The following is a 17430-nucleotide window of genomic DNA, read 5'->3' on the forward strand; positions in this document are numbered from 1 at the left end:
CGGAAACCCTCGCGACACTAACAACACGACTTTGTCAGATAAAGCGCAACAACAAGCTTATGATAGTGCTAAACAAGGTTTTGATGATCAATTATCTGGTCATGTTGATTCTACTAACCAATCACCAAGTTATTTGAAGGGACAAGCAGCTGCTCAAGCAGTCCAAGCCGCCGAAAATAACATTCAAAATGGTAATAATGGTAGTAACGCTAGTGATCAAGCCAGTTACAATATGGCTGCCAGTGGTTATCAAAAAGCATATCAAGCCTTTATGGCATCAACAGATCCATCTAAGCTTTCATCAACACCAGATGCATCTGACATGAATGCTAATAACCCGGCTTATCAAAAAGCATACACTGACGCAATGAGTCACTTGCTAACTCAATACAAGCAAGGAATTAGTCAATTTAATAATGGAAATACCAGTGCGCAAACTGATAACGTTGCAGGTAACTTGGATAAAGATGTTATCCGTAAAGGTTTCCAAGCTGCTCAAGCGGTATTTAATGATGGCTTAAATGGTCAAACTAACGCTAACAGCAACGCAGATACTAATGATGATTCAACATTAGCTAATAAGGTTAAGACTGCTATCAATAATGCAGTCACTGATGGGAATGTTGACACTGGTAATAGTGATATCAATAGCGTTATTAACGCTGCGAAGGCCGCAATCTTGAATAATCCGGCTGCATCTGCAACTGATTACTCAAATGTGACACCAAATATTACTAATAATTTGAAGTATCAATTAATTTACCAAAACAGTATTGCGCAATTTAAGACCGCATATCAATCTGGGGTAACTTCCGCAACTGTTGGTAATGGTGATGGCACTATTAAAGCGGTTAGTGGTAAGTTAGCTACTTTAGGTCAAAACGATGCGAATAATGCAATTCAAGCTGGATTTGGGGGTCAAAGTAATCCATTTAGTAGTAGAAATAATCGTGATTTGAATACTGCATTTGAAATGGGTCAAGACGCTAAAACAGCAATGGGCTTACGTCAAAACGGTCAAACATCACTTCCTGGCAATGCTTCCACTGCAGAACAAAGTGGATTCAACGCTGCCAACGACGCCATTAATGATTTAATTAATCACAGAGCGCCTGCTAGTGATATCAATAGCAAGTTGCAAACTTATCAATTGGCTTACCAAGCCTCCAGCACTTCAGCTGGTTTCGCAGCTGCTGATGGAGCGAAAGCATTGTTCACTAATAATCTAAATAACGATGCGAATAATACACCATTGATTAGTAATGCTAATAACATTCACGATGTTTCATACAACCAAGGTTTATCAGATGCTAAACAAGCATTAACTGATGCTCAAGCTAACGACCCTTCATTGGATAGTAAATACACAATCGGCACAATTGCCGGAGATGTCTACTTTGCAACTAAGGCAGCATACAGTAAGGCTGATAATGATAAGGCTAAAGCAAGTCAATATGCAGACAAGATTGCTGGACATGAATCAGATCCAGTCGTGCAAGATGCATACGATGATGCTTTAACTTATGCTAATAAGGCCGCTTTAACTGGTGAAAATGATGGTGCTAACTTCAATAAGCATCCAGAACAATTTACTAATCCATACGCTCAAGCAGTATATCTAGATAACTACAACGCTGCTAACAGTGCATTTAATGATGCGGAAAACGGTGTTAACGCTGATAAATACCAAGGTAAAGGTGAATCAGCAGCCACATATGCTGCCATTAAAGCAGCCATCAGTGATTACTTAGCCGGCAACCAAGCTCATGCTACTAATACCACTGACTACAGTGGTGACGCAGCAACTGCATACCACCAAGCATACGTTGCGTTTGTAAACAGTGATTTGCAAAAGGCAATCGAATCTGGAATTAAAGGTTATGCTGCTAATAATACAAGTGATCAAATCCAACAAGCTGGTAAAGCAATTGCTAATAGCTTAGGAGCGGTCGCTCAAGCAGCTGCCCAAAGAGCGCAAAATGGATATGCTGACGCTAAACAAAATAAGAATGCTTCAAATGACTATGCTTACCAAGCAGGACAAGCCCTTGCTCAAAGTGAACAAAAGGGAGTCAATGAAGCGCTTAACGATGTAACAGCTACACCATATCCAGCCGGTAAAGTGTTGGATAACAACCAACAAGCTGAACAAGATGGTTTCAAAGCCACAGTTGATGGATATAAGTTGGCATCAACTGGTGGTAGTTTGACCAAAGATACGCTTGATGATTACATTAACCAACACTTGGCAAATGCTTCAGTTGCTTACAGGGATGCATTCAAGAGTGCCTACTTGGACGGATTAAGTCGTGCTCAAGCTGGTGCCCAAGCAGCTTTAGGTAATCAAGCTGATGCGATGGCAAATGCTAAGGGTGCAGCTGATTTAGCACAACATAATGGTTATGTGAATGCTAATAGCGCCTTTATCGATGCTCTTCACGGGACTAACACTAACCAATACCCTGATGCACCAACATCAGCTGCTGGTTTAAGTAAGGCCCAAGCATTCTTGAAGGCAATCCAAGATGCCGTTGCTGGCAAGGAAAACCAAGGTGGTCAAACTGATTACCAAAACGGTTATGATACAGCACAAAAGGCAATTAAGGATGCAATCAATGATGCTAAGATGAGTAAGAAACTACCAGACAACGATAACGACATTGTCGTGCCTGATGGTTATGATCCAACAGTATACCGTGATGTCTACAAGGCCATCTTTAACGGTTACACTAATGGATACAACTCAAGGGATAAGAATGCTAACCAAAATTATCCTGACTACGTTGGTGCCTTTAACTATGGTTACAAACGTGGAAATAGCGATATTCCAGTTCCAGATGACAATAGTGTCGCACCAATTGATTTCTTACACTACACTAAGAAATCTGACAGTCAGTTTGCTAATGACTTCGAAGCTAGTTCTTACAGTAAGAACTATGTCTTGGCTGACGATGGATTTAGCGATGGTTTGACTGATAAAACAAGAGCTTCATTCGTTGGATCATACAGTAAGGGTTATCAAGCTGGTTTTGATGCGATTGCTGGTATGAAGTTAGCACAAGAAGATGCGCACAAGTCGGTTAGTGAATTAGCTATGGCTATGGGATCATCATTTGCTAATGGATACAGTGGTTATCTAGAAGGAATTAAAGCTGCTAAACGTAATCTTGCGGAAAACAAGAAGCTTTCTAAGAAAGACTTAGAAGGAAAAGACAGAGTTTACGTTTACACCTTCAAGGAAGGATTGAAGCAACAAGCTAAGATTCAAAAAGAAGATGGTGCTAAGGCCGGGGTTAAGAACGCCGCTAAACGCCACTCGATTCCTGAAAATATCTACAAGAATCATTCTGAATACTACGCTCATAGCTACATCACAGCGTACAAGAATGAAATGAAACGTCGTATGCCAAAATACATTTACAACGTTAAGACCATCTTTACTCACAGTCGCGTGAAGTTCAGTAAACAAACACGAATTAAGAAGTACGCTTACACTAAGCGCTACAACTCAACTGTGTTTAAGGTTACTGGCATTGCCTACTACAAGAATGGTATTCCTAGATATCGTTTGAGTAACGGTGCTATCGTCACTGCGAGTGACCATGTTGAAAATGCTTACTATCAACACAACTTCAATTTCTTTAAGGTTATTAAACCTAAAGGTGTCTTAGTTCACACTGATAAGAAATACAGTCAAGATAACGTAGTAAGAAGATTGAAACGTGATCAAGTATTTAAGGTTCAAAAAGTTGTTAAATACCATGGTCTAACTAGACTATATATTGGAAATGGCGACTACATTACTTCAAATAAGACTTATGTTCAAAAGGTCGATAAGAAGTAAAAATTCAATTAAACAAAAATAAAAGTTCCCATTTGGTTTTAACCAGATGGGAACTTTTTTTATAATTATTTTCCAGTTTCTTAAGAAAATATTAAGATGATTTAAACTAATTATTAAATAGTTTTAAATTTTTATTAAGCATGGTAACATTAATAAGAGTATAGGTATAAAAAATTATAGGTTAATAGTTTCTCAAACAGGGGGATTATGAATTGCAATATAATAAGAATAAATTTAATAAAGTAAATGACAAAAAAGTCATGAAAAAAGTTAAAAAACAATGGATCGTCGTATCTGTTGCAACTTTAGCTCTTTTAGGTTCATCAGCTTACAGTGTGATGACTACTTCACCAGTAGTTGCACATGCTGATGGTACTCAACAAGGTGCTACCACACAAGGTGGAGGGGATTCACAACAAGAATCACAATCCCAAAGGGATGCTGAATCTTTAGCTGCAGCACAATCCAAGGCAGCAGCTCAAGCATCTGGTACTGCTGATGGTTCAAATGGCGCAAGCCAATCAACATCATATGGTAGTTACCAAGCTGATTATGATGCAGCTTATTCAACAGCTTCTACTGCAGCAAGTAGTACAGCATCAAGTGCCGGTGCTAGTGATTTTGCCGCAGGTCACTCATTGAACAGCTCATATCATAACCACCAAGATGCTTATACTGCAGCTTGGAACGCATCGTCAAATGCTACTGTTGCTGCGGCATCAAGTGCTGGTGCTAGTGATTTTGCCGCAGGTCACTCATTGAATTCTTCATACGGAAGAGATCAAGATGTATATACTTCCGCATGGAACAATGCATCAAGTACTGCAAGTTCAGCAGCTTCTGCAAATGCAGTAAGTGCCGGTATCTCTGATTTCATTAAGGGATCATCACATAATAGTAAATTCAACTCAGCTCGTCAATCAACATATGACACTGCTTATTCAATGGCAAGCAGTGGTTTTTATGCTACATTAAATAGCAGTGCAGCCAGCGGAGCTAACACAAGTGATGCAAGTTACCAAGCTGGTTCATCATATGCAGTGCAATATTCATCTGTAATTTCAGCAGCCATTAATGATGTTGTTATGAGTAATGGTAACAACATGTCATCATATGCTAGTGATCAAGCTAAATACTATAGTGCGGCTTATGCTGGAGCCCAAACTGCCATTAATGCATACTCAAATGCTACTCAAGGTAATGGTACTGGTACTCAAGATTACAACTACTATAACAATACTGCTAACACTTCCTATACTTCAGGAAATGGTTCAACACCAGCAGTTAACCCAAATATTAACAAATCAAATTGGGGCCAAGGTTCAAGTGCTTCATACAATTCTTCAGCCGCTGCTTCATACACTGGTTCATACAATGACAATTACCAAGCAAATAAGGGTGGCGCTGATAACCCTAATGATGCGTATAACTCAGTAATCAGTTATGAAAATGACTTAGGTCTAAAGTTCAATAACGCTCAAAATACATCTGTTAAGATTGGTGGACAAAACGCAACTTCTGGTACAGCTAATATTAAGGTAGCTTCACAATCAGATGTTCATCCTGACAATTCTTCATTCTATGGAGCACTCACAGACGTTTACAATTATTCAATTCCAGCAGCTCTTGCTAAACAAGGGATGGTAGATGCTGAAAAAGGTAAGTGGACTGGGGTTATTGGTGATGGAACAGCTAAGGGTCAAACCCAGGATTTCTATTTAGCAAATAATCCAAACGTTACTACTAGTTCTACTAACCCATACGATCAAGGATATTTAGGGGCAAAGGCCGCTATGGCTGCTCAGTTCAATGGTGGTAATTCTGTTCAATCAATTTCTGCTATTGATGCCTCAAGTAAACAAGATAAGAATTACATTGCTGCTTATAACGATGTTGTAAACCAAGCAGCTCAAAACGTTATATTCGTATCTACTGGTAAGCAATTTGACGGTATTATGAACAACTCAACATTGTTAAACCAAGGATTCACAATTAAGTTGGTTAACGATATTGACTTGCATTCTGTTACTAAGTCTCAAGAAAATAATGTTGGCGTCAACGCTGTTGAAGGTAAGATTTATGTTGTTGATGGTCAAAATCATATTGCTGATATGTCAGGTCAACAATACAAGTTCAGTACTGGTACAACCAGTAACACTAAATTGTACGTGCAAAACTTCCAAACTTTATATGGAACTAACTATTATGGACCATTCTCACTATCTAATGGTGGATCAATTTACTACAAGAACGTTAACTACGTTGGCTCACAAATTTTGTCAGCCAAAGGTAATTACGTCTACGTAGATGGTAATGTGAACGTCTTCCAACGTGATGATGTTTACGACTCACCTTTCATGAAGTCACAAAATGCTGAAGGATCAGGTAACCAAAATAACCTATCAATCGCTAACATGGTGTTGAATAAGGGAGCTCATTATTTCGGTTCAGTTGGTACTAACACAGGTTCTAACGTTGTTTATATTTCTGGTGGTGGTAATCTTACCTTAGGTGAAGATTCAAGTATGACATTGATTCCTAGAGGTAACGCAACTGGGGGAGATGACGGTGCTGACCAAGGTCCAATGGGTGTCGATATTCAAAATGGTAGTTTGACTGTTAACAAGAACGCCAACTTGAACATCATGCCAGATTACTCCAACACTTACCCACAATATGGTGCCGGTGGTGGTATCTACGTAGGTAGTAATGGTGGAGTTCGTGTTGACGGTGGTCGTATTAATATCGAATCAAATCAATCACCCAAGATGGCCGGGCAAGTTAATGCACTTCTATACGTACAAAGTGGTTCTAATGTTTTAGCTACTAACGGTGGTACCATTCAAGTTAAGGTTGCCCATATTGGGGATAGCCGTGCCCCATCTGGACCAACTTCAGGTGGTGGATTAGTCTACCTAGCCGGTGGTACTGTTCAAGTCGCAAACCGTGGTAACTTAATCTCAGCTATCTCTGATGGAACTGGTTCAGGTGTTCCACTTGTATACGGTAACTTGATTGTCAATAACTCAGGTGATAGTCATGTTATCTTGGATGCTGGGACAGCTAGAAATAGCAATGGTGGTAATGCTAACCCATTTGTTAATAACGGAACCATTAATTCATACACTGGTAAGGTTAATGGTACAATCTACTACAACTATCAAATGAATGCATCTAGTCAATACACTTCGACTGATCAATACTTGCATACAACAAGCAACACACCATACTCTGGTGGACAAATCTTAGATATTAGTAGTATTCCATCTGTATATTTTGCTAACCCAATTAGTGCTAAGACTAACAGTGATGGATCCATTACTGTTTCAGGTATCGCTAAAGTAACGGGTTACGATGGCTCTGATTATGCTAAGCAAAATGTTTATCTACAATATGGAATCGATAAGAACAAAACTACTGATTACAATGATTCAGGAATGAATACTTTCTTAACCACTGATTCAAATGGAAATAAAGTTCAATATTCTAATCCTGCAACAGATTCAACTGGTAAGATTGTTGATAACAAGACTTATTCTGCAACTTCATCATCAAATGTAGACCAAATTCCAATTAGTTTCACTATTCCAGCAGATCAAGCAAGTGGTATTAATACGGTTGGGGTTTACATGAGATATGGTGTTAACGGTATTTATATGGTTGCAACACCAAATTCAACTGGTGGTAGTGACTACAGTTCATCCATTGTGGGTTACTCAGCTGGTTCAAATGGACAACTTAACCAAGATCCCGCAGCCACTGTTCAAGTTAATAGTGGTAAAGGACAAGACATTACCGACGGTTTCAACAATGCGATTGCTGATGCTATTAACGGAACTAATTCAAAGGATCCGCTTAGATACCAAAAGAATAATGATTATACGGGTGAATATGATAGTGTTCTTAGTGGATACAAAGCTGCAACTCCTCAATATTTACAATCATTAGGTATTACAGACCCAACTAAGGCACCATCAACACTAACTCCAGACCTGTTAGCTAAAATTCAAGAAAGTGCTGAATACAAACAAGCTTCAAACCCGACTGCTTTTATGCAAGGGCTACAACAAGCATATGCTGACTACTTAGCAAATGCACAAGCTGCTAACGATATTGCAAACGCAAGTCCAGCTGCAGCTGCAGCAGTTGCAAATGGTAGCCAAGATGCTGCTTACAAGAAGAACTATGCTGCTAGTTATAACACAGCACAACAAGCGCTAACTGATGCTATTGCAGGTAACCAAGACAATAAACCTGCAGATAGTGATTCAACCGGTCAACAAGTCTACGCCAAGGCACAACAACAATATCGTGATGCGCAACAAGCAATGACTGAAGCAGCTAATGGTACAACTAACAATCCAAATAACTTGGATCCAACAGCTTATACAGCCGCTCAAAATGCATATAACCAAATTGTTAATGATGTTAAGTCTGGTAAGAAAGAATCAACAAATGATTCACCATTGAATACTATGTCACCACTTCAACAAGCTTTATATCAACAACAATATGATGCAATTAAGGCTAAATATACAGCTGGTCAACAATCAGCTTTAAGTGGTTCAAAAACAACTCCAACTGATCAAGCTGAATTAGCTGGTTATAATGCATCTAAAGATGGTTTTAATGGTGCAAATAACACTGCTCCTGAAAATCAATCTCCCGCATATATTGCTGGACAAAAAGCTAAATCAGATTCACAAGACGGTATTAACCAAGCTCTACAAAATGCAAGTGCACAATCTAATCCAAATGATTCAGATGCCAAGAAAGATGGTTTACAAGCAGCTAAGGACGCATACGCTGTTGTAAGTGGTCAACAAACACCATTAACTGATGACCAATTAGCTCAAAAGTCATTAGCATATCAAAGTGCTTACAATGCAGCACTAAGCAGCGCTAAAAACACTGTTGCACAAGCACAAAATGACTACAAGAACGGTTCGTCAGCAAACAAACCACAAGGTAATGGTGTCGATGCTGTAGCATACAACAAAGCACAAAGTGACGCCACTCAAGGTGCCACTGATGCTCAAAGTAGTACTTCAGCAACACCTGATCAAAGTAAAACACCTGCATATCAAGAAGGATACAACATTGCTAAGGGTACAGCTGACGCTTTAAGTGGATCAAGCATCGATAACTCACCAAACAAATCACAAGATTATAAAGATGCTTATAACGCTGCTGCTGATGGATTTAACGGTTCAAACAATACGGCTCCTGAAAACCAAACTACAGCATACAAAGCTGGACAACAAGCTAAGACTGATTCACAAACTGGTGCTGATTTGGCAACTAAGGGTCAAAGCTTACCAGCTACTCCAAAACCATCACAAGCGGAAACTGATGGATTTAACGCAACTAACGATGCATACAATGATGTACAAAATGGTAGTACTAGTCTTCCAGATTTCACAGGTAAATCATTAGCATACAAAGACGCATACACTAATGCATTTAATGCTGCTAAGCCAGTAGTTTCAAACGCACTTTCTGACTACAAGAATGGTTCAACTGATAACAAGCCAGCTGATCTAAATAGTGCAGCTGGTAAGGCATACAAAGCAGTTAAGGACGCTGCTGCTCAAGGTGCTAGCGATGCTAACCAACAAGGTAGTTCAGCAACACCTGATTCAAGTAAAACACCTGCATATCAAGAAGGATACAACATTGCTAAGGGTTCAAGTGATGCCTTAAATGGTGCTGATCAAAACCCAGCAAACACATCTTCAGATTATGCAGATGCTTATAAGGCTTCTAAGGATGGTTTTAACGGATCAAACAACAATGCTCCTGAAAACCAAACTGCAGCATACAAAGCTGGACAACAAGCTAAGACTGACTCACAAGCTGGTGCTGATTTAGCAACTAACGGTCAAAGCTTACCAACTAACCCATCACAAGCAGAAACTGATGGTTACAATGCTGCTAAGAATGCTTATGATACTGCCGATGGTAAAAAGGCAGCTATTTCAGATGCTGACTTAGCTAAGAAGTCACTAGCATACCAAGATGCTTACAAGAAAGCACTTGCTGCTGCTAATACAGTTGTAGACAATGCTAAGGATGACTACAAGAACGGGTCAACTACTCACCAACCAACTGATCCAAATAGTGCAGCTGGTAAGGCCTATCAAGCAGTTAAGGATGATGCCGCTCAAGGTGCTAGCGATGCTAACCAAGAAAACAGTTCTGATACTCCAGATGCAAGTCAAACACCTGCTTACAAAGAAGGATACAACATTGCTAAGGGTGAAAGTGATGCACAAAATGGTAAGCAACAATCATCAACTAACACTGATCCTGACTACACCAATGCATTTGCAAACTTTAATAATGGTAAAGCACTAGGTGAACAAGCAAACGCAACTCTACCAGGTAACGCTGATCAAGCAACTAAGGACGGTTTTGCATACGGTCAAGGAATTGCTGCTCTTAAGAGCGCTAAGAACCCAGAAGATTCAAGCGTTTCTCAAGGATTAACTGGCAAACAATTAGACGGATTTAATGCTGCCAAATCAGGTTATGAAGCTGCAATGGCAGGTCAACCTGCTCCAACAACTCCACAAGCTGCTGTTGAAGGTTACAACTACGCAAAAGCATTAACTGATGGTGCTGCAGCAAGTTCAAGACCAACCCAAGCTACTGGTAACGATGACTTAGCAACAGAACAAAAGGCTTACGATGACACTCAAGCTGCCATTGCTCAAGCTAAAGCTGATGTTAAAGCTGGAAAGACAGGTAGCCAATTAACTCCTAATGATAGTAATGCAAGCAACAAGAATGTCTACGACAATGCTTACAAAGCTGCTGTTAAGGCATACCAAAACACAGATCCAAACGCAACTGCTGCTTCAGCTGGTATTACAAGTGATGCTGTTGGTTCATCAGCATTCGCATCTGCCAAAGCTGATGGACTTAAGGTTCAAGGTGCTAAGGCCTTTACTGATGGTAAAGCTAACACCCAAAATGATCCTAACTATACAGCCGGTTACAACGATGCAAAACAAGGTTATGTTGACGCGTTGAAGGGTAATGCCGCTCCAGAAAACCCAACAGACGCATACAATTCAGGTGCTGCTGCTGGTACAAATGATAAAGCTGGATTTAACAGTGCTGAAAATGGCAACCCAGACAGCTCTCAAGCTGCTCAAGGTGCTGCTGCTGCTATTGCTGCCGTTAAGGCTGCTAAGGGTAATGTTTCTAACATGCCTTACAGCAACGATTCAAGCAAGTCTGCTGCATACAACAATGCATACAATGCTGCTTTAGATGATGCTAAGGCTGCTGCTCAACAAGGTATCGCTTCACAAACAACTCCAGATAGCACAAACACTCAAGCCCCAGTTCCTGCTGCTTTAGCAGATGTTTACAAGGCAGCTGCTAATGACACTCAAAAGGGTTATGCAGAAGGTTTAACTGGTAAATCAGTTTCAGATAGCTCTAACGCTAGTGAACAAGCTGGTAATACCAAGGGTGCTGCTGACAAAGCTAAGTACGAAGCTGCGGTTAATGATTACAACAACGGAATCACTGATCCATCTAAGGCTTTAAACTCAGCAAATGCTAATGACCCTGTTTACCAAGAAACTATGAAGGCGTTAAACGATGCTGATAAAGGCAACACAGATCCAAGTGATAACTCACCTGTATATGCAGTTGCTAATTCACAAGCATTAGCTAATAAAGATGCCGTTGCTGCTATCAAACAAGCAATTGTGAACGGAACAACTCCAGCACAAATGACTGAAGCAAACGTTCCAGCCGGTGTTAAAGATAAGACATCATACATGAATGCTTACAACGAAGCAGTTAATGGATACAACGCTGGTAACACAAACTCAAATGGATCAGCAACTAACTCCGATCCAGCTGACCAAAAGGCGTTTGCTGATGGTAAAGCACTAGGACAAGCTGCTCGTGGTGCCAATGATGCACTAAATGGTACTAAGTCAAATGCCGATGTTTCTGCAGACTTAAACAGTACTGATCCTGATAAGAAGAGCTATGCTCAAGGGGTTACTGATGCTAACAATGGTTACGCTCAAGGTTTATCAGATACCACTCCAATGTCAGCTACTGATTTAGCTGCCAAGACTCCAGCATTCCAAAAAGCTTATGCTCAAGGACATGCTGACAAGACTGGTGTTGATGCCGCTAAATCACAATCAAATCCTGATGCTAACAACGTGCCAAGTTCACTAAGTGGACAAGCTGCTGATGCATACAAGGGTTACGCTGCCGCTGTTAACGCTGTTAAGAACGCTAATGGTTCAGCTAAAAAGGACGACCGTCCAAGTGATTTTGCTAGCCAATCAGCTGATTACAAGGCTGCTTACCAAAAGGCTATGTCTGACGCAGTTGACGCTAATGCTGCTGGTTTAAACTCAGTTGTTAACCCTTCACAATCAACACGTCCTTCTGATGCTGCTAACCAAGCTGTTTATGATGCAGCTAGAGGTGACGCAAGTAAGGGATACGCTGAAGGTTTAACTGGTAAAGCACAACCAAGTGGTAACGCTAACGAAGTTGCCGGATACGGTGACTCTAATACACCTGGTACAGGTGCTGGTGATAAAGCTAAATACGAAGCTGCGGTTAATGATTACAACAACGGAATCACTGATCCAACTAAGGCTTCAAACCCAGCCAATGCTAATGACCCTGTTTACCAAGAAACTATGAAGGCGTTAAACGATGCTGCTACAGGTAAGGCAGATTCAACTGATAACTCACCTGTTTATGCAGTTGCTAACTCACAAGGTCTAGGTCAAAAAGATGCTCAAACAGCTATTAACCAAGCAATTGCTAATGGAACTACTCCAGCACAAATGACTGAAGCTAACGTACCAGCCGGTGTGAAAGATAAGACATCATACATGAATGCCTACAATGATGCTGTTAAGGGTTACAATGATGCTAAACAAAATCAATCAGGACAAGCAACTAACTCTGATCCAGCTGATCGTCAAGCTTATGCTAACGGTCGTCTATTAGGACAAGCTGCTCGTGGTGCAAGTGATGCATTGAATGGTAAGAAGTCAAATGCAGATGTTGCTGCTGATTTAAATAGCACAGACCCAGAAACTAAGGCATATGCTCAAGGGGTTACTGATGCCAACAACGGATTTAATGATGGATTAACCAATCCAACTGCTCCAGTTGACACAACTAAATCTCCTGCATACCAACAAGCATTCAAGCAAGCTCAATCAGACGCCAAGGGTTACAACGAAGCTAAGGCTTCAAGTAATCCATCATCACAAAATGTGCCAGGTGACATCGCAAATGATCCTAAAGCATCTGATGCTTACAAGGGTTATGCAGATGCTGTTAACGCAATTCGTGATGGTAAAGGAAACAAAGATGTATCATACCGTCCAGATGGTTTTGATAGTCAAACACCTGATTACAAAGCTGCATATCAAAAGGCAATTGCTGAAGCAGTTAACGCTAACAAGGCAGGGGAAGATTCAATTCTTTCACCATCAACTGCAGCAGCACGTCCAACTGATAATGCTACAGGCGCTCTATACGATAAAGCACAACATGATACTAAGTTAGGTTATGCTGAAGGATTAAGTGGTAGAAATGCTACTGATCCAAATAACAAGAACGAAGCTGATGGTCTTGCTAAGGGAAGTCAAGACAAGTCTGCTTATGCAGCAGCCGTTGCTGACTTTAATAAAGGTATTAAGGATCCATCTGATAATGGAGCAAATGCTTCATACAAGAACAATCCAGTATATCAATCAGCACTTAAAGGTTTAACTGACGGAAATGCTACACCAGCATCAGATAGTCACGATGACCAATCACCTGTTTATGCAATTGCTAAACAACAAGCACAAAACGTTCAAAATGCGTTAAACGCTGCCAAGAACAGTTCAAATGTTGCACAAAACAGTCCAAAGGCTGATCAAGACTTAGCTAGTGTTTCTGGTTACAGCAACACTGATAACCAACCTGATATGAAGGATGCTTACAATGCTGCTAGCCAAGCTTATCATGATGCTAATACTAACCAACCAGATATCTCAGCAAACTTAACTAGTCCAGCTGCTAAGATGGCATACGAACAAGCTTACAAAGCTGCTCAAGCTGATCAAGGTCTAGCTACTCAAGACTTTACAAATGGTAACAAGAGTCAACGACCAAATACAGCTGCTGACGCTGCTGTTTATGACCAAACTCAAGCCGATATTACAAGTGGTTTGAATGACGGATTAAACGGTTCTCCAGATTCAGGTAAGCAAAACGCTAACCCTGCTTACAAGCAAGGTGCTGACTATGCTGCTGCAGTTAAAGCTGCAACTAACGATGTAATTAACGGTAACCAAGATGGTAAGAGTAATCTAACTGATGCTCAAGCTAAGGATTACAATAACATCGCAGATGCAATCAATGCTGCTAAGAATGAATACCTATCACATCCAGATAACTATGTGGGTAAGACAGGCTCAGACTTAGCTAATGCAGCCCAAGCTGCAGCTCAAGCGGCATATCCAAATGATCCATTGAGAAGAACAGCTTTTGCTAACTTCTTAACTCATGCGGGTGATGCTTACTCAACTGGTGCTGATAAATTTGCTCAAAATGCAAGCGAACCAGCTGGAATTGCTAAGGCAGGATATGATGCAGCTAAGGCCGCATACAACGCTGTTGCCAACAACCAACCAGCAAACACTGCTTCTTCAACTGATGGTTCAAATGCTTACAAGAACACTTACCAAAAAGCCTTTGATAAGTACAAAGCTGATGCATCACAAGGTGCTGTTGCATTATTCACTAATAATGATGCCAACGATCCTAACAAGGCAGCTAGTGTTAAGGAGTCAGTTTCAAGTGCTGATAATAATGCATTTAACACTGGTGTTGATAACGCTAAGGCAGCATTAGTTGCTGCTCAAACTAAGCAACCATTTACTTCAACTGATGCCAATTCACCAGCTAATGATGTCTACAATGCTACTAAGGATGCTTACAATGCAGTTCTTAATGGTCAAGCGCCACAAACTGATGCAGAATTAAGTCAAGCAAATAAATCAGATGCTTACAAAGCTGCTTACAAGAGTGCTTTAAGTCAAGCTCAAGTTGTTGCAACCGCAGGTTCTAACGATGACGATGATAATTCACAAAATTACAAGTCAAACCCACTAGCCGTTGATGTTTACCAAAAAGCACAAGCTAAGGCTAAACAAGCATACAACGATGCACTTGCAAATACTGATCCAAACTTAACTAGCCACAATGGTAATGATAAGGGTTCAGTAACTTACAAGGCTGTTCAAAATGCAATTAACGACTACCTAGCAAACAACAACAAGGCTCACAGTGATGGATCAACTGCTGGTATCTCTGATGCTAACAAGGATTCATACAGCAAGTTCTACAACAAGGCTCAAGCTGACATCGAAAAAGCCGTTCAAGATGGTATTAGAGCATACGAAAACGGTACACCAATCGATAACATTGCTGCACTAGAAGGTGCAAATGCAGCTCTAGGTCAAGTTGCTAAAGAAGCAGCTACCAGAGCTAAGCAAGGACATGATGATGCTAAAGCAGGAACTGCTACAACATCAAACCTTGCTAATGATGAAGCTTACCTAGCTGGTAGACAATTAGTTGCTGATGAAAAGACTGGTCACGATGCTGCCGTTGCTGACACAACTAATAAGCCAAACGGATCACAAGCCGTTAAAGATGGTTTCGATGCTACAGTTGCTGCATACAAGCTAGCTTCTGAAGATGGAACTGTTGATCCTAACAATATTGATGCTTACATTAAGTCAACTTATCCAAATGCTTCTGTAGCATTTGCAGATAACTTTAAGTCAGCATATCAAGAAGGATTAGATGCCGCTAAGAAGGGGTCAGATGCCTTTGTTAACAATGGTTCCGACTCAACTAACGGTCAAAACGGTGCCGCTCAATTAGCTCAACACACCGGATACGATAATGCGCACAATGCATTCCTAGCAAGATTGAATGGTACTGCAGATAATCAACCCGCTAACTCACCAACTGCACAAGCTGGTCGTGCTAAAGCGGACGTTTACCTAGATGCTGTTCAAGATGCTGTCAGTGGTAAAGTTGATAAGAACAACACTGATTCTGTTTACACTGCATCTGTTGCCTCAGCTCAATCTGCAATGGTAAACTCAATTAAGGATGCCAAAGCTAACTGGGGAGTTACACCAAACTTCAATAACATTCCAGTTCCAGATGGTAGTGATCCTGATATCTACAGATCAATCTACAAAGCGATGTATCTTGGATATAATAACGGTTATGGACAACAAGGTGATGCTTCAAACGGTGTTCGTTCACTAGCTGGAATTGCCTTCCGTTATGGATTTGGTAAAGGTACTTGGGACTTACCTGCCCCAGATAAAAGTACAGCTCCAACCGACTTACTAAACAATGCTAAGAAACCTGATTCAGCATTTGGTAGTGACTTCGAAGTACAACAATACAACGAAGAATACAAACAAGCTAGTGACGGTTTCGATGATGGTATTAAGGGCAAAGGTCAAGCTGGATTCAACAAGTACTACACTAGTGACTACAATGCAGCTCAATCTGCATTGGCTGGTATGAAGTTAGCTCAGGCTAATGTTTACAAGTCTCAAGAAGACATGCTTAAAGAAAATGGTCAAGCATTCGTAAATGGTTACAACGGTTACCTACAAGGTCTAAATGCTGCCAAGAGAAGTCTAAAGGAAAACAAGAAGTTATCTAAGAAGGACTTAGTTGGTAAGGATCGTGCTTACGTATACACATTCAAGGAAGGTCTAAAAGCAGAAACTAAGATTCAAAAAGAAAGTGGAGCTAAGGCCGGAATTAAGAATGCTACTAAACGTGGTTCAATTCCATCAAACATTTACGACAATCGTTCTGATGCATATGCTAAGAGTTACATCAAGGCATACAAGCAAGAAATGAAACGTACAATGCCTAAGTACATTTACAATGTGAAGACTATCTTTACACACAGTCATGTGAAGTTCAGTAATGAAACAAGAGTTAAGAAGTACGCCTACACTAAGCGTTACAACTCAACTGTCTTTAAGGTTACTGGAATTGCTTACTACAAGAACGGTGTTCCAAGATACCGTCTAAGCAATGGTGATGTTGTTACTGCTGGTGATCATGTTGAAAATGCATATTACCAACACAACTACAAAGAATACAAGGTGATTAAACCAACCGGAGTATTAGTTCACACTGCTAAGAAGTATACTAACGATAATGTAGTTAGAAGATTAAAACGTGGCGAAACAATTAAGATCCAAAAGGTCGTTAAATACCATGGTTTAACTCGTCTATACGTTGGTAAAGGTGAATATATTACTTCTAACAAGACTTATGTACAAAAAGTAGATAAATAGTTTAAGAAAAGAGTCACTAGATTAAATCTAGTGACTCTTTTTTGTAATTAATGTAGATTTATAGGCCTAAATGTTTAAAAAATCTTAAAGAATATAAATATTAGTTCTTTTTTATGCACAATCAGTTAAAATAGTGTTAAATTAATACTTATAAGACTGGGCAAGTGCCCACAAAATACGTCGTTTTTT

General features: G+C 40.2%; 2 protein-coding genes. Both read left to right on the forward strand.

The window, feature by feature from the left end; all coding sequences use genetic code 11:
- Positions 1-3844, forward strand: a 3844-nt coding sequence (locus ABWU86_RS05845) for a DUF5776 domain-containing protein (RefSeq protein ID WP_353321967.1), incomplete at its 5' end; no start/stop codon positions are given.
- A 212-nt stretch (positions 3845-4056) separates the two neighbouring features.
- A complete protein-coding gene (locus ABWU86_RS05850; protein ID WP_353321969.1) occupies positions 4057-17241 on the forward strand; it encodes a DUF5776 domain-containing protein in 13185 nt (4394 codons plus the stop codon).
- Positions 17242-17430: the final 189 nt, after the last annotated feature.

Origin of the sequence: Apilactobacillus pseudapinorum, assembly GCF_040369555.1 — a bacterium.
Taxonomy (GTDB): Bacteria; Bacillota; Bacilli; order Lactobacillales; family Lactobacillaceae; genus Apilactobacillus.